Annotated in this window: 15 protein-coding genes; 6 read left to right on the top strand and 9 right to left on the bottom strand. The window is 74.9% G+C overall.

Annotated features, from left to right (window positions below):
• Window positions 1–17 precede the first annotated feature (17 nt).
• The 4 genes from ACI8AB_RS05455 to ACI8AB_RS05440 are packed head-to-tail and all read left to right on the top strand — an operon-like array spanning window position 18 to window position 4,517.
• A complete protein-coding gene (locus ACI8AB_RS05455; RefSeq protein WP_456949257.1) occupies window positions 18–980 on the top strand; it encodes a TIM barrel protein in 963 nt (320 codons plus the stop codon).
• Window positions 977–2,050 (top strand): Gfo/Idh/MocA family protein, encoded by a 1,074-nt coding sequence (locus ACI8AB_RS05450; protein ID WP_456949256.1) that lies wholly within the window; start codon window positions 977–979, stop codon window positions 2,048–2,050. Before ACI8AB_RS05455 ends, ACI8AB_RS05450 begins: the two co-directional genes overlap by 4 nt.
• Window positions 2,047–3,000 (top strand): sugar phosphate isomerase/epimerase family protein, encoded by a 954-nt coding sequence (locus ACI8AB_RS05445; RefSeq protein WP_456949255.1) that lies wholly within the window; start codon window positions 2,047–2,049, stop codon window positions 2,998–3,000. Before ACI8AB_RS05450 ends, ACI8AB_RS05445 begins: the two co-directional genes overlap by 4 nt.
• A 23-nt stretch (window positions 3,001–3,023) precedes the next feature.
• Window positions 3,024–4,517, top strand: a complete 1,494-nt coding sequence (locus ACI8AB_RS05440) for a CoA-acylating methylmalonate-semialdehyde dehydrogenase (protein ID WP_456949254.1) — start codon at window positions 3,024–3,026, stop codon at window positions 4,515–4,517.
• 10 nt (window positions 4,518–4,527) lie between these two features.
• On the opposite strand, the gene ACI8AB_RS05435 is transcribed toward ACI8AB_RS05440, so the two are convergent.
• Window positions 4,528–5,343: a DUF899 family protein gene (locus ACI8AB_RS05435; RefSeq protein ID WP_456949253.1), complete on the bottom strand. Its 816-nt coding sequence runs from the start codon at window positions 5,341–5,343 to the stop codon at window positions 4,528–4,530.
• 83 nt (window positions 5,344–5,426) lie between these two features.
• Window positions 5,427–6,146 (bottom strand): MBL fold metallo-hydrolase, encoded by a 720-nt coding sequence (locus tag ACI8AB_RS05430; protein WP_456949252.1) that lies wholly within the window; start codon window positions 6,144–6,146, stop codon window positions 5,427–5,429.
• Window positions 6,147–6,242: 96 nt separating this feature from the next.
• Between ACI8AB_RS05430 and ACI8AB_RS05425 the strand changes: the two genes are divergently transcribed.
• Window positions 6,243–6,503 carry a hypothetical protein gene (locus ACI8AB_RS05425; RefSeq protein WP_456949251.1) on the top strand — a complete coding sequence of 87 codons (261 nt, stop codon included), beginning with the start codon at window positions 6,243–6,245 and terminating at the stop codon, window positions 6,501–6,503.
• Window positions 6,504–6,576: 73 nt separating this feature from the next.
• On the top strand, window positions 6,577–7,167 hold the full coding sequence (locus ACI8AB_RS05420) for a hypothetical protein (protein WP_456949250.1): 591 nt from the start codon (window positions 6,577–6,579) through the stop codon (window positions 7,165–7,167).
• Window positions 7,168–7,184: 17 nt separating this feature from the next.
• On the opposite strand, the gene ACI8AB_RS05415 is transcribed toward ACI8AB_RS05420, so the two are convergent.
• The 7 genes from ACI8AB_RS05415 to ACI8AB_RS05385 form a co-directional block, all read right to left on the bottom strand.
• Complete coding sequence (locus tag ACI8AB_RS05415) at window positions 7,185–7,388, bottom strand: hypothetical protein (protein ID WP_456949249.1); 204 nt, start codon at window positions 7,386–7,388, stop codon at window positions 7,185–7,187.
• A gap of 125 nt (window positions 7,389–7,513) precedes the next feature.
• Window positions 7,514–8,242: a GntR family transcriptional regulator gene (locus tag ACI8AB_RS05410; RefSeq protein WP_456949248.1), complete on the bottom strand. Its 729-nt coding sequence runs from the start codon at window positions 8,240–8,242 to the stop codon at window positions 7,514–7,516.
• 138 nt (window positions 8,243–8,380) lie between these two features.
• On the bottom strand, window positions 8,381–9,157 hold the full coding sequence (locus ACI8AB_RS05405; RefSeq protein ID WP_456949247.1) for a TIM barrel protein: 777 nt from the start codon (window positions 9,155–9,157) through the stop codon (window positions 8,381–8,383).
• Window positions 9,154–10,173, bottom strand: coding sequence for a Gfo/Idh/MocA family oxidoreductase (locus ACI8AB_RS05400; RefSeq protein WP_456949246.1), 1,020 nt, complete (start codon window positions 10,171–10,173; stop codon window positions 9,154–9,156). The genes ACI8AB_RS05405 and ACI8AB_RS05400 overlap by 4 nt, the downstream gene beginning before the upstream one ends.
• Window positions 10,170–12,443: a cytochrome P450/oxidoreductase gene (locus tag ACI8AB_RS05395; protein WP_456949245.1), complete on the bottom strand. Its 2,274-nt coding sequence runs from the start codon at window positions 12,441–12,443 to the stop codon at window positions 10,170–10,172. Before ACI8AB_RS05395 ends, ACI8AB_RS05400 begins: the two co-directional genes overlap by 4 nt.
• A 228-nt stretch (window positions 12,444–12,671) precedes the next feature.
• Window positions 12,672–13,487 (bottom strand): ATP-binding cassette domain-containing protein, encoded by an 816-nt coding sequence (locus ACI8AB_RS05390; protein ID WP_456949244.1) that lies wholly within the window; start codon window positions 13,485–13,487, stop codon window positions 12,672–12,674.
• Between the two features lie 5 nt (window positions 13,488–13,492).
• Window positions 13,493–14,545 (bottom strand): ABC transporter permease, encoded by a 1,053-nt coding sequence (locus ACI8AB_RS05385; RefSeq protein ID WP_456949243.1) that lies wholly within the window; start codon window positions 14,543–14,545, stop codon window positions 13,493–13,495.
• Window positions 14,546–14,590: the final 45 nt, after the last annotated feature.

The following is a 14,590-nucleotide window of genomic DNA, read 5'->3' as shown; positions in this document are numbered from 1 at the left end:
AGCCAGGAGGAGCACCCATGACAGAGCAGCACGGCCGCGCGCGGATCCGGGTGGGCTCGGCTCCCGACTCGTGGGGCGTCTGGTTCCCCGACGACCCGGAACAGGTGCCGTGGCAGCGCTTCCTCGACGAGGTCAGCGCCTGCGGCTACGAGTGGATCGAGCTGGGTCCCTACGGCTACCTGCCCACCGACCCGGCGCGGCTCTCCGACGAGCTCTCCGCGCGGGGCCTGCAGGTGTCCGCCGGCACCGTCTTCGAGCACCTGCACCGGCCCGACTCCTGGGACGCGGTGTGGAGCCAGGTCAAGGACGTCGCCGCGCTGACCCGGGCCACCGGCGGCACCCACGTGGTGGTCATCCCCGACACCTTCCGCGACCAGAAGACCGGCGCCGACGTCGAGCCGCGCGAGCTCACCCCCGAGGCGTGGCGGGCGAAGACCAGCGGGGTGGACCGGCTGGCCCGCGCGATCCGGGAGGAGTACGGGCTCACGATCGCCTACCACCCCCACGCCGAGAGCCACGTCGGCTGGCAGCGCGACATCGAGCGGTTCCTCGCCGACACCGACCCCGGGTACGTGCCGCTGTGCCTGGACACCGGGCACGTCAGCTACTACCGCGGCGACAACCTCGACCTGGTCCGCCGCCACCCGGAGCGGATCGGCTACCTGCACCTCAAGCAGGTCGACCCGCAGGTGGTCGACGAGGTCCTGGAGAAGGACGTGACCTGGCCGGACGCGGTCAGGATGGGCGCCTTCGTGGAACCGCCCCACGGCGTGCCCGCCTACCCGCCGCTGTTCGAGGCGATCGAGGAGCTCGGCCTGGACGTCTTCGCGATCGTCGAGCAGGACATGTACCCCTGCCCGCCCGACCGGCCCCTCCCCATCGCCCGGCGCACCCACCGGCACATCGCCGGCTGCCGGCTGCCGTCGCTGCAGATCGGCGCCCCGAGGACCCCCGCACCCGGATCGGAGGCCCGGGCGTGACCACCACGGAGACGCAGGCCGGTGTCCTCCCGGCGATGGCCGACGTCCCGGCACGCGGGCTCCGGGTCGCCGTGCTCGGGGTCGGCATGATGGGCGCCGACCACGTCGCCCGCCTCCACAGCCGCATCTCCGGCGCGGAGGTGGTCGCGGTCAGCGACGCCTCCGCCGAGAAGGCCGAGCAGGTGGCCGCCGGCGTGCCCGGCTGCCGGGTGGTCGGCGACCCGCTCGCCGCGATCGCCGACGACGGCGTCGACGCCGTCCTCGTCGCCACCCCCGGGCAGTTCCACGAGGAGCAGGTGCTCGCCTGCATCGAGCACGGCAAGCCGGTGCTGTGCGAGAAGCCGCTCACGATGGACGCCGACAGCTCCATCACCGTCGTGCGCGCGGAGGACGCGTACACCGCCCGCACGGGCCGGCGGCTGGTGCAGGTCGGCTTCATGCGCCGCTTCGACCCCGAGTACGCCCAGCTCCGGGCCCTGGTCGCCGAGGGCGGGCTGGGTGAGCCGCTGATCGTGCACTGCGCCCACCGCAACGCCGCGGTCCCGCCGCACTTCACCAGCGAGATGATGGTCAACGACTCGGTGGTGCACGAGGTCGACGTCGCCCGGTTCCTCCTGGACGAGGAGATCGCCGCGGTCACCGTGCTGCGGCCGCGGGCGACCCGGCACGCGGTCACGGGCCAGTCCGACCCGCTGCTGGTCCTGTTCGAGACCACCGGCGGCCGGCTGGTCGACGTCGAGGTCTTCGTCAGCACCGGGGTGGGCTACGAGGTCCGCACCGAGGTGGTCGGCGAGGACGGCAGCGCCGTGATCGGCCTCGAGGCCGGGCTGCTGCGCACGTCCGGCGGGGCGGCGGGCCCGACCCGGTCGGCCGGCATCGCGCCGGACTTCCGCGTGCGCTTCGGCCGGGCCTACGACGTCGAGCTGCAGCGGTGGGCCGACGCCGCCCGCCGCGGCGGGATCGACGGCCCCGGCGCGTGGGACGGCTACGCCGCCCAGGCGGTGTGCGCGGCCGGTGTCGAGGCGCTGCGCACCGGACGGCGCACCGAGGTCCGGCTGGAGCAGCGGTGAGGATCGCCCTGGACCCGCAGATGCTGCGGACCACGCCGCTGCTGGAGCTGCCCGACGTCGTCGCCGCGATGGGCTACGAGTGGATCGAGCTGTCCCCGCGGGAGGACTTCGTCCCGTTCTTCAAGCACCCCCGCGTGGACCTGGCCACCGTCCGCGCGTTCCGGTCGCGGCTCGCCGACGCCGGCGTCGGCGTCACCTCGGTGCTGCCGGTCATGCGCTGGTCCGGGCCCGGCGAGGACGAGCGGCAGGCGGCGGTGCGCTACTGGAGGCGGGCGATCGAGATCACCGTCGAGCTCGGCGTGGACACGGTGAACTCGGAGTTCAACGGCCGCCCCGAGGCGCCGGAGCTCGCCGAGGCGATGTTCTGGCGGTCGATGGAGGAGCTGCTGCCCGTCCTCGAGCGGGAGGGGCTCCGGCTGGCCCTCGAGCCGCACCCGGACGACTTCATCGAGCTCGGCCACCCCGCGGTCGACATGGTCCGCGGCATCGACTCGCCGTGCGTCTCCTTCCTGTACTGCACGCCGCACACGTTCCACCAGGGCGACGACGCGGCCGGGATCATCGCGCACGCCGGCGATCTGCTCACCCACGTGCACGTCGCCGACTCGATGGACCACCGCGCCTCCGACGGGCTGCGCTACATCACCAACCCGCCCGGCAACACCACCCGCGTCCACCAGCACATGGAGATCGGCCGTGGCGACGTCGACTTCGACGCGGCCTTCGCCGCCCTCGCCGGCACCGGCTTCGACGGGGTCCTCACCACCTGCGTGTTCGGCTGGGACGACCAGGCCCGCGAGTCCGGGACGCGCATGCTCGAGGCCATCCGCGAGCTGGTCGCCAAGCACTTCCCCGACGACGCCGGCCGCGGCGCCGCCCGACCCGACACCGGCGCGTCGGGACGGCCGAACTTCCCGCAGACACCGCTCCCCGACGACACCGCTCCGTGACACCCACCCCGGGAGAAGCAGCCATGCCCACCTCCATCCCCCACTGGATCGACGGCGCCCGCCGCGAGGGCGCCAGCGGCCGCACCGCAGAGGTGACCGACTCGGCGACCGGTGAGGTCCTCGGCGAGGTCGCCCTGGCCTCGACCGAGGAGGTCGACGCGGCCGTCGCCGCGGCGACCGCGGCCTTCCCCGCCTGGCGCGACACCTCGCTGGCCAGGCGCACCGCGGTCCTGTTCCGCTTCCGCGAGCTGCTCAACGCCCGCAAGCCCGAGCTGGCCGCGATCATCACCGCCGAGCACGGCAAGGTGCTCGACGACGCGCTCGGCGAGGTCTCCCGCGGCCAGGAGGTCGTGGAGTACGCCTGCGGCGTGCCCTCGCTCGTGCGCGGCGGGTTCACCGAGAACGCCTCGACCAACGTCGACGTCCACTCCGTCCGCCAGCCGCTCGGCCCGGTGGCGGTCATCAGCCCGTTCAACTTCCCGGCGATGGTCCCGATGTGGTTCTTCCCCATCGCGATCGCCACCGGCAACACCGTCGTCCTCAAGCCCAGCGAGCAGGACCCCTCCGCGTCGCTGTGGATGGCCGAGCTGTGGCAGGAGGCGGGGCTGCCCGACGGCGTCTTCAACGTGCTGCAGGGCGACAAGGTCGCGGTCGACCGGCTGCTCGAGCACCCCGGGATCAGGTCGGTGTCCTTCGTCGGATCCACCCCGATCGCCCGGTACGTGTACGAGACCGGCACCCGGCACGGCAAGCGGGTGCAGGCCCTGGGCGGAGCCAAGAACCACATGGTCGTCCTCCCCGACGCCGACCTGGACCTGGCCGCCGACGCCGCGGTCAACTCCGGGTTCGGCTCGGCCGGCGAGCGCTGCATGGCCATCAGCGCCGTGCTCGCCGTCGGGGGGATCGGCGACGACCTGGTCGCCCGCATCGCCGAGCGCACCCGGACGCTGCGCACCGGCGACGGGCGCAAGGGCTGCGACATGGGCCCGCTGATCAGCAAGCGGCACCGCGACCGGGTCGAGTCCTACGTCGAGGCCGGTGAGGAGGAGGGCGCGAAGCTGGTCGTCGACGGCCGGCAGGTGCAGCCCGACGGCGCCGAGGACGGCTTCTGGCTCGGCCCGACGCTGGTCGACCACGTCGAGCCGGGCATGAGCGTCTACACCGACGAGATCTTCGGCCCGGTGCTGTCGGTGCTGCGGGTGGACAGCTACGAGCACGCCGTCGAGCTGGTCAACCGCAACGAGTACGGCAACGGCACCGCGATCTTCACCAACGACGGCGGCGCCGCCCGGCGGTTCCAGCACGAGGTCGAGGTCGGGATGATCGGCATCAACGTGCCGATCCCGGTGCCGATGGCCTACTACTCCTTCGGCGGGTGGAAGAACAGCCTCTTCGGCGACTCCCACGCCCACGGCGCCGAGGGCGTGCACTTCTTCACCCGCGGCAAGGTCATCACCTCCCGCTGGCTCGACCCGAGCCACGGCGGCCTGAACCTGGGCTTCCCGCAGAACGCCTGAGCGCGCCCGGTCAGTGGTGGTGGGCGTGCCGGCCGAGGGTGTCCACGGGGGTCGCGCCGGGGCGGGTCCACTGCGGCACCGGGCGGCTGGTCGGGCCCCAGGCGGCGTTCCCGTCGGCGTCCGAGCGCCAGTACCAGCAGATCGGCGCGCCGTGCCCGCCGACCGGTGAGCCGACCTGCGGGGCCGCGGGCCAGCCCTCGGGGACGTCCTCCCACGCCTCGCGGCGGCCGTAGGGCGTCATGTCCAGCAGGCCGAGAGTCCCGTCGGCCGGCTCGTTGCCCCGGCCGGTCGTGGAGTAGGTGAGGAACACGCGGTCGCCGTCGCGCAGGTAGCAGGACAGGTGCCCCTCCTCCGTGGCGATCCGCTCCTCGGTGCCCCGCACCGAGTACCAGGGCTGGGGATACCCCATGAAGTCGACGAAGGGCGCCACCTCGTCCCAGGGGCCCGAGGTCAGGACGGCGAACGAGACGCCGCGGGCGTTGAGGTAGACGGCGTCCCGCAGGTGCCACAGGTTGAAGGTGCAGCCCTCGCACTGCCCCTGGTGCGGCGCGCCGTCGTACCACATGGAGTGGTAGACGAGGAGCTCGTCGCGGCCCTGGAACAGGTCGGGGAACGGGACCGGGCCGCCGGGTCCGACGACCTCGGCCGCGCCGTCGACCTCCACCATCGGCAGCCGGCGGCGGGCCGCGGCGATGGCGTCGCCCTCGCGGGTGTGCGCCTTCTCGCGGACCAGGAGCTCGTCCCGGGCGGCCTGCCAGGTGGCCCGGTCGACGACGGGCGGGCGGCCGGTGGGCGCGGGGGCGGGGCGGTCCGGGACGGTCGTCATGGCGTCCTCCGGGGGATCTCGTCGCCGGCGGTTCCCAGGGAGGACCCCCGCCCCGGCCGGAACTCATCGCGGCGGGGCCCCCGTCACCGGCGGGCGAGGGTCACCGCGACGCCGAGGTCGCCGCGCCACGGGTCGCCGTGGCCGGGGACGAGCAGGTCGGCCGGCAGCGCGGCGAGCGCGCCGAGGGCGTCCCGGGCGCGGTCCGGCGAGGCGGAGAAGAACCCCGGCAGCAGCTGCGGTCCGCGCACCCGCGACGTCGGGTGCCCGGTGACCAGCGCGTCGCCGGTCGCCACCACCCCGTGCCGGGGGAACAGGTAGGCGGTGTGCCCCGAGGTGTGGCCGGGCGTGGGCACGGGGACCGGCCCGCCGGGCAGGTCCAGCGGGCCGCCGCCGGGGAGCGGTCGCGCCGCGGCGACGACGGGGTGCGCGGTCGCCCCGGCCCGCACGACCGACAGCGCCCACCGGGCGACCCGCGGCCGCCAGGCCCGGACGGCGACGTCGAGCGGCGTGGCCTGCTCGCGGCGCTCCCCGCGGGCGTTCGGCAGCTCGTCCGGGTGCACGAGGACGGGGGTGCCCGGCGCGAGGGCGGACAGCCCGCCGACGTGGTCGACGTGGGCGTGCGTGACCAGGACGGCGCGCACGTCCTCCGGACGGGAGCCCAGGGCGCGGACGGCGTCGGCGAGGCCAGCGGCGTCGCCCGGGTACCCGGCGTCGACCAGGGTCAGGTCGCGGCCGTCGCGGACCAGCACCCGGTTGACCGCGGTGCCCGGCACGCAGAAGACGTCCTCGGTGACCTCGTGCACCGGCGCTCCCTCCCTCGCCCGGACGGTAGCGCCGCGGGGCTTGCCCGGCCGCCCGGCGGGGTGTCGACTGGCCGGGCCGTCGGAGGGAGGGAGCCGGTGGGACGCCGACCCCGGAGCGGGCTGCAGGAGGAGCTGCTGCGGCTGCTGCGCCCGCCGGACCCGCGGCGGGAGCAGCTGCTCAGCGAGCGGGTGGCGCCCACGCTGGCCGCGGTCGCCGACCGCATGGCGGGCCGGCCGGCGGACGAGGTGGCCGCCGCGCTGGAGGCCGCGGTGCGGGAGGCCGGCGGCACGCCGGACCGGGCGGCGCTGCGGGAGCTCGCGGCGCAGGTCGAGGCCGGCGAGAACCCGTTCGCCTGAGGGCCCGGACGGTGGGACGCTCGGTGCGGAGGGGTGCTCCCCCGTTCCTCCGCCCCGGCCGAGGGAAGGCCCGATGTCCGACGCGGCGATCCGCCGGCTGAGCGCGGCCGGTGTGGGGGCGTGCCTCCTGCTGGCCGGCTGCGCCGGTGACCCGGGCGCCTCCCCCGCCCCGGCGGCTCCGGCGACGCGCGCCCCCGACTGGCGGAACACCACCTACACCGTGACCTGCGACGGCGTCGTCCCGGACGGGTTCGCGGCCACCCTGCGGGACGGGTCGGCGCGGGTGCCGGCCGCCGCGGGTCCCTACGACTGGTTCGACGTCTCCCTCGGCGCCGCGGTGGGCGGGGACGTCGACGGCGACGGCCGGCCGGACACCGTCGTCCTGCTGCGGTGCTCCCCGCAGCCGTCGAACGGGATCGTCGAGGAGGTGCACGTCCTCGACGCCGACGGCCGCCGGCTGGCCGTGCTGCCGAGCCCGCGCACGCTGCCGCGGGCCGACGTCCTGCCGCCGGTCTACGACCCGGACGGGCTCGCGGTCGAGGAGGGCCGGGTGGTGGCGGTCATGCGGGTCTACGAGGAGGGCGACACCCACGCCGGCGGGCCGTCCGGGCGGATGACCGTCCGCTGGGAGTGGGACGGCGGGGAGCTCGAGCGGCTGCCCTAGCTCGCCCGCCGGACGGCTCAGGCGCGGGCGAACAGCGCCCGGTGCGCCTGGCGGCCCAGGAGCTCGGCGGCGAGGCTCTCGCCGGAGCCGCGGCCCTCGAGCAGGGCGGTGAGGTCGTCGCGGTCGGCGGTCGTGGCGTAGTCGGCCAGCTCGCGCTCGAGGGCGCGGCGGGACCGCTGCCACACCGAGCCGCGGCGGGAGGGGGTGAGGAGGGAGGGCATGGCGGTTCTCCGAGCTGCGTCTGCGTCGTCTTCTCTGTACCGACTCCATCGTCCTCGCGCGCGGCGCGGCGGAGCGGTATCCGGCCTGTGAGTGTGCGCACCGTGACCGGGCACACCGGCCGCCGTCAGCGGCCGACGAGCGTCGTCTCGAAGTCGTAGCGGGACGCGCGGTAGACGTGCCGGCCGAGCTCCACCGCGCCGCCCTTGTCGTCGAACGCCGTCCGCTCCATGGTCAGCAGCGCCGCCCGCGGCGGCTCCTGCAGCAGCCGCGCCTCGTCTGCCCGGGCCAGGCGCGCGCCGATCCGCTGGTGGGCCACCCGCAGGTGCACCCCCTGCGCGCGCAGGTACTGGTAGAGCCCCCGCTCGGTGAGGTCCTCCACCGACGGGTCGAACCGGCCGGGCAGGTGGTTGGTCATCAGCGCCAGCGGCTCGCCGTGCGAGCGGCGCAGCCGGCGGACCACCACGATCTCCTCCCCCGGCGCGAGGTCGAGCTCCCCGGCGACGTCGGCCGGCGCGGGGCGCCGTTCCAGGGACAGCACCTCGGTCGTCGGCGCCTCGCCGGCGCGGGACAGGTCGTCGTAGAGGCTGGTGAGCTCCACCGACCGGCGGACGTGCGGCTGGATCACCTGGGTGCCCACGCCGCGCTTGCGGACCAGCAGGCCCTTGTCCACCAGCTCCTGCACCGCGCGGCGGACCGTCGGCCGGGACAGCCCGTAGCGCTGGGCCAGCAGCAGCTCGTTCTCCAGCCGCGAGCCCGCGGGCAGCGAGCCGCCGGTGATCGCCCCCTCGATGGCCTGCGCCAGCTGGAAGTACAGCGGCGTGGGACTGGAGCGGTCGATGTCGAAGGTGAGCACGTCTGCCTCCCGGGAAGCGAGCACCGCGGGTCGGTCCGGAGACCCGCTTCCCGCGTCCCCGATGATCGCACCCGGACGGGCACCTCCTGTCGTCCCCACATCGGGGCAGCCGGACATCAGGACGTCCGGACAAACACGTCAGCCGTAGGCGGCGCGGAACGCCTTCAGCGCGTCGTCCGGGTCGCCGGACGCCCAGCCCTCCAGCGCGACGACGCCGTCGTAGCCGAGCCGGTCGAGCGCGGCCGCGACCGCCTCGTGGCGGATCTCGCCGGTGCCCGGCTCGCACCGCCCCGGGACGTCGGCCACCTGCACCTCGCCCACCAGCGGCAGCGCCCGCTCCACCAGCGCGACCAGGTTCCCCTCACCGATCTGCGCGTGGTACAGGTCCAGGTTGAGCCGCAGGTGCGGGCTGCCCACCGCCTCGACCAGCGCGATCGTGTCCGCGGCCCGGGCGAACGGGGTGCCCGGGTGGTCCACGGCGGTGTTGAGGTTCTCCAGCGTGAACACCCGCCCGGCCCGCTCGCCGAGCCCCGCCAGCCGGGTCAGCGTGCGGGCGGCGGTCAGCCACATCGCCGGGGTCACGACGACCGCGGGGACGACGGGCAGCCCGCCGGCGTCCAGCCCGGTGCCGTGCACGTTGAGCCGGGGGCAGCCCAGCCGCTCGGCGGCCGCCAGCGACAGCTCGGCGGTGCGCAGCAGCTCGGCCGCGCCGCCGTCGTCGGCGAGGGTGCCGGTGACGTAGCCGGTCATCGAGGAGAACGTGGCGCCGGTGGCGGCGAGCGCGTCGAGGTCCTTCGCCGTCCAGTCCCAGATCTCGACCTCGAGGCCGGCGGCGGCGATCCGCCGCACCCGCTCGGGGAACGGCAGGTCGAGGAACAGCATCTCCGCCAACGCCGCCAGCCGGTACCGGCTCACTTCTCCACCTCGTCGGTCCGCACCGGCCGGCCCGCGCGGACCGACTCCGCGGCGGCCAGCGCGATCGCCAGCGCCGCGCGGGCGTCCTCCCCGGTGACCGGGGGCGGCGTCCGGCCGCGGACGGCGTCGACGAACGCCGCGAGCTCGGCGGTGTAGGCGCCGGCGAACAGCTCCTGGTCGCTGCGGACGGTCTCCGCCACCCGGCCGCCGGGGCCGGAGAACACCATGCCGGTGCGGCGGCCGTCGCCCATGGTGGCCATGCCGCCGGAGCCGAGCACCTCGCCGCGGACGTCGTAGCCGTAGGCCGCCTCGAAGCAGGCCTCGGCGACCCCCATCGCGCCGTCGGCGAAGCGGACGACGACGACTGCGGTGTCCAGCAGCCCCCGGTCCCGCCAGGCCGGCTCGACCAGCGCGTCGGCGACGGCGTGCACCTCCACCGCCTCCGCGCCCGGGTGCAGGAACCGCAGCGTGTCGAAGTCGTGGATCAGCGTCTCCAGGAAGACGGTGTCCGGCCGCACCCGGGCCGGGGAGAAGCCGCCCGGGTCGCGGGTGAGCGAGCGCAGCAGCCGCGGCGTGCCGAGCGTGCCGTCGTCCAGCAGCGCCCGGGCGGCGGCCCAGTCCGCGGCGAAGCGGCGGTTGAAGCCCACCTGCAGCACCACGCCGGCGGCGCGGGCGGCGTCGATGGCGCGGTCGGCGTCGGGCAGCGTCACCGCCATCGGCTTCTCGCAGAACACGTGCCGGCCGGCGGCCGCGGCGGCGACCACGAGGTCGGCGTGCGCGCGGGCCGGCGCGGCGACGACGACGGCGTCGACGTCCGGGTCGTCCCACACCTGCGCCGCGTCGGTGTACGCCCGGCCCGCGCCGAGCACCCCCGTCAGGTACTCGGCGGCGCCCTGCGCGGGGTCGGCCACGGCCACCAGCCGCGCGGACGGCAGCCGCCGGGCCAGGGTCTGCGCGTGGAAGGCGCCCATCCGCCCCGACCCCAGGAGGGCGACGCCCAGCGGGCCGGCGGTCACAGGTCCAGCACCAGACGCGGGCCCGCGGCGCGGGAGACGCAGATCATCATGCAGTCGCCGGCCTGCCGCTCGTCGTCGCTGAGCACGGAGTCGCGGTGGTCGGGGGTGCCCGCGAGCACCGCCGTCTCGCAGGTGCCGCAGGTGCCCTCCGCGCAGGAGGACAGCACCCCGACCCCGGCCGCCTCCACCACCGCCAGGATCGAGCGGTCCGCCGGCACGGGCAGGGTCAGCTCGCTGCGCTGCAGCACCACCTCGAACGGCTCGTCGCGCACCGGCCCGGTCCGCGGCCGCGGGGCGAACCGCTCCACGCGCAGCGACCGCGGGGGCCAGCCGGCGACCGCGCGCTCGACCGCGGCGAGCAGCGGCTCGGGGCCGCAGCAGTAGACGAGGGTGTCCGGCTGCGGGGTGCCGAGGAGTGCGGGCAGGTCGAGCAGGCCGGTCTCGTCCTGCGGGCGGACCGAGACCCGGTCGCCGTGGGGGGCGAGCTCGTCGAGGAAGGCCATCGAGGCGCGGCGCCGGCCGCCGTAGACCAGCCGCCAGTCGGCGCCGGCCGCCTCGGCCGCCCGGACCATCGGCAGGACCGGCGTGATGCCGATGCCGCCGGCGATGAACAGGTACCGCGGCGAGGGTGCGAGCGGGAAGTTGTTGCGCGGGCCGCGCACGCGCACGGGATCGCCCTCGCGGAGGGTGTCGTGCACGTACCGGGAGCTGCCACGCCCGTCGGGGTCGCGCAGCACGCCGAGCCGGTACGCGGAGTGGTCGGCGGGGTCGCCGCACAGCGAGTACTGCCGGGTGGGCGCCCCGTCGAGGACCAGGTCGACGTGCGCGCCGGGCTCCCAGCCCGGCAGCGGGGAGCCGTCGGCCGCGCGCAGCACCAGCTCGACCACGCCGTCGGCGACCTCGCGCTTGGCGGCCACCCGGGCCGGCGCCTCGAACTCGGTGGTGGCGAGGGTGACGCTGGTGGTGCGGTGCCGGACCTCCTCCACGTGCGGCCGGTGCCGGGCGCCCCCGCCGAAGCTGATCGGCAGGTTCTTCCAGACGTACATGTTCGGCGAGCTCGGGTAGAAGGTCGGCGGGCCGGCGAGCTCGTAGTCGCCGAGCACCGGCAGCGCCTCCTCCAGCGCGATCCGCGCCTCGAGCCGGGCCAGCGGGGCGCCGAGGCAGCCGTGCACGCCCTCGCCGAAGCCGAGGTGGCGGCCGCGGGGCCGGGTCAGGTCGAAGGTGTCGGGGTCGGGGAACTGCCGCTCGTCGCGGTTGGCCGCGCCGGTCACCAGCACGACGCGGCCGCCGGCCGGGATGGTGACGCCGTGCAGCGTCACCTCGCGGGAGGTGGTGCGGGCGGTGAGCTGCAGCGGGGTGATCAGCCGCATGGCCTCCTCGACCGCGGCCGGGATCAGCGAGGGGTCGGCCCGTAGCAGCGCCCGCTGGTCCGGGTTCTCGGCGAGCAGCTCGAACAGCGTCCCGGTCAGCCCGGCGGTGGACTCGACGCCGCCGAGGAACAGGATCATCATCAGTCCGCTGACCTCGGACTCCGTCGTCACCCGCTCGGGCACGAACGGCACGCCGTCGATGTCGGCCTGCACGAAGCGCGTGACCAGGTCGTCGCGGGCGGCGCGGCGGCGGTCGTCGAGCAGGTCGATGAAGAACTGCTGGACGCCGGCGGTGGCCGCCCGCGCCACGGGGGTGAGGTGCGGGGTGCCGGGCACCCGGTCCTTGAGCTCGTGCGTCCAGTGCTCGAGCTGCTCCCGGCGTGCCTGCTCGAGGGGGTCGGGGTCGTGCCGGCCCGGCAGGCCCATGAGGTGGAAGAACACGTCGAAGGGCATCGGCCAGGCCAGCTCCTGGGCGATGTCGACCGTGCCCCGGCCGCCGGTGCCGCGGTCCCGCCAGGAGGCGACGAGGTCGCGGACGACGGCGCGGATGCCGTCCTCCCGGTCGGCGATCCGGCGGGGCACGAAGTACGGCTGGACGACGGAGCGGACCTGGTCGTGCCGGGGGTTGTCCATGCTGCCGATCGACCCCGGCGGCGCCTGCTCGAGGCGGCTGTCGTCGATGTCCATGCCCTCGAAGCTGCGGAAGGTGTCCGCGTCGAGCGCGGCCGCGCGCACGTCCTCGAAGCGGGTCAGCACATACCAGCCCCACCGCTCGCTGTGCCACACCGGCGCCTCGTCGCGCATCCGGCGGTACAGGCCGAAGGGGTCGGACGTGTAGAAGTCCGGCCGGAACGGGTCGTAGTCGATCCCGGTGGCGGTGCGGGTGGCGGTGGTCGTCACGGCGGGCTCCCTGCCTGGTCCGGTGGGCGTCGTGCGGTGGGCGTCGTGCGGTGGGCGTCGTGCGGTGGGCGTCGTGCGGTGGGCGTCGTGCGGGGGTGCCGTCACCGGTCCTGCCCGGCCGACGCGGGCGTGCGTCGTCGCCCGGGCGCCCGGCGGGTCCGGCTGCGGGGTCGGCGGGCACGGCCGGCCCTCCCCGCGCGCGGGCCGCGCGGGGAGGGCCGGGTGCCGTCAGCGCTTCAGCTCGTGCGAGAGCTCGGCGAGCTCCTGGCCGCCGGCCATCTCGCCGGTGAGCTCCTCGAGGGTGACCTCCGAGCGCTTCTTGTCCAGCACCCGCCGGCCCAGCTTCAGGATTACGAAGTGGTCCCCGACCATGAAGGCGTGGTGCGGGTTGTGGGTGATGAAGACGACCCCGAGGCCGGCGTCCCGGGCCGCGGCCGTGTACTTGAGCACGACGCCGGACTGCTTGACGCCGAGCGCCGCGGTCGGCTCGTCGAGGATGAGCACACGGGCGCCGAAGTACACCGCCCGGGCGATGGCCACGCACTGGCGCTGACCGCCCGACAGCGTGCCGATCGGCTGGTTGATGTCCTTGACGACGATGCCCATCTTCTGCAGCTCGGTGTCGGCGATCTCCCGCATGGCCTTGATGTCCAGCGGCGCCATCGGGTACTTCCCCTTGCGGATCTCCGAGCCGAGGAAGAAGTTGCGCCACACCTCCATGAGGCTGACGACCGCCAGGTCCTGGTAGACGGTCGCGATGCCGGCGTCGAGCGCCTCGCGGGGTGAGCTGAAGTGCCGCTCCTGGCCGTCGACCCGCAGCGTCCCCTCGGTGTGCGGGTGCAGCCCCGAGATGATCTTGATGAGCGTCGACTTCCCGGCGCCGTTGTCCCCGAGGACGCAGGCCACCTCCCCGGCGTTGACAGTCAGGTCGATGCCCTCGAGGGCCCGGATGGCGCCGTAGGACTTGCCGACGTCGTGCATCTCGACCAGCGGCGTGCCGGCCTTCAAGTCGCGCGCGGCGTGTTCGGTGATGGTGTCGGTCATCGTCGTCACTTCCTGCGCTCGGCGTAGTTCTTGACGTAGAGGTTGACCATCACGGCGAGCAGGAGCATCACGCCGAGGAAGGTCCGGAACCAGTTCGGGTCCCAGCCGGCGAAGACGATGCCCTGCGTCGTCATGCCGAAGATGAAGGCGCCCAGCGCCGAGCCCACCGCGGAGCCGTAGCCGCCGGTGAGCAGGGCCCCGCCGACGACCGCGGCGATGATGTAGATGAACTCGTTGCCGATGCCCAGGCCGGACTGGACCGAGCTGAAGTTGAACAGCAGGTGCATCCCCAGGAACCAGGCCAGGAACGAGACGCCCATGAACAGGCCGATCTTCACCTTGCGCACCGGCACGCCGACCGCGCGGGCGCTGGCCGGGTTGCCGCCCGAGGCGGTGATCCAGTTGCCGGTGCGGGTCCGCAGCAGCAGCCAGGTGCCCACGGCGACGAACAGCAGCCACCACAGCACCGTGATCTTCACCGTCATGAAGCCGAGGTCGATGTCGCTGGCGAACACCGACCGCGCTGCGTCGAACCCGTCGATGTCGCTCACGTTGGGCGTCGCCACGGTGCCCGTGACGATCTTGGTCACGCCGAGGTTGACACCCTGGAGGATGAAGAAGGTGCTCAGTGTGATGAGGAAGCTGGGGATCCCCGTCCGCACCACCAGGTAGCCGTTGACGAACCCGATGACGAGCGCGACGGCGAGGCTGAAGACGACGCCCACCCACATGTTCAGGCTGTACTGGTAGGAGAGCATCGCCGAGGCGAGCGCCGCCGTGGTCACCGTGACGCCGGACGACAGGTCGAACTCGCCGCCGATCATCAGCAGCGCGACCCCCACCGCGACGATGCCGATGGTCGAGCTGGCGTAGAGCACGGTGGCGAAGGCGGGCAGGGTCCGGAAGGGCGGGGCCACCGCGTAGAAGAAGGCGAAGATCGCGACCGCGGCGGCCAGGGCGCCGATCTCGGGCCGCGCCAGGAGGCGGGAGACCAGCGACCGCTGGGGGCGCGCCTGGACGGCGGCCGACGGCGGCGCCGCCGATGGGGGTGTCGCCACGGATGAGCTCATGTCTGCACTCCAGGGGGAGGGCGGGGGGAGCCG

It is taken from the genome of Geodermatophilus sp. SYSU D00698 (assembly GCF_054050335.1).
The sequence above is the reverse complement of the archived record's forward strand: the minus strand, read 5'-3'. Positions and strand labels throughout refer to the sequence as shown.

Excerpts from the sequence above, each read along its gene's own strand:
- ACI8AB_RS05455 (WP_456949257.1), top strand. The coding sequence starts at position 18 with ATGACAGAGCAGCACGGCCGCGCGCGGATCCGGGTGGGCTCGGCTCCC.
- ACI8AB_RS05440 (WP_456949254.1), top strand. The coding sequence starts at position 3,024 with ATGCCCACCTCCATCCCCCACTGGATCGACGGCGCCCGCCGCGAGGGC.
- ACI8AB_RS05435 (WP_456949253.1), bottom strand. The coding sequence starts at position 5,343 with ATGACGACCGTCCCGGACCGCCCCGCCCCCGCGCCCACCGGCCGCCCG.
- ACI8AB_RS05420 (WP_456949250.1), top strand. The coding sequence starts at position 6,577 with ATGTCCGACGCGGCGATCCGCCGGCTGAGCGCGGCCGGTGTGGGGGCG.
- ACI8AB_RS05415 (WP_456949249.1), bottom strand. The coding sequence starts at position 7,388 with ATGCCCTCCCTCCTCACCCCCTCCCGCCGCGGCTCGGTGTGGCAGCGG.
- ACI8AB_RS05390 (WP_456949244.1), bottom strand. The coding sequence starts at position 13,487 with ATGACCGACACCATCACCGAACACGCCGCGCGCGACTTGAAGGCCGGC.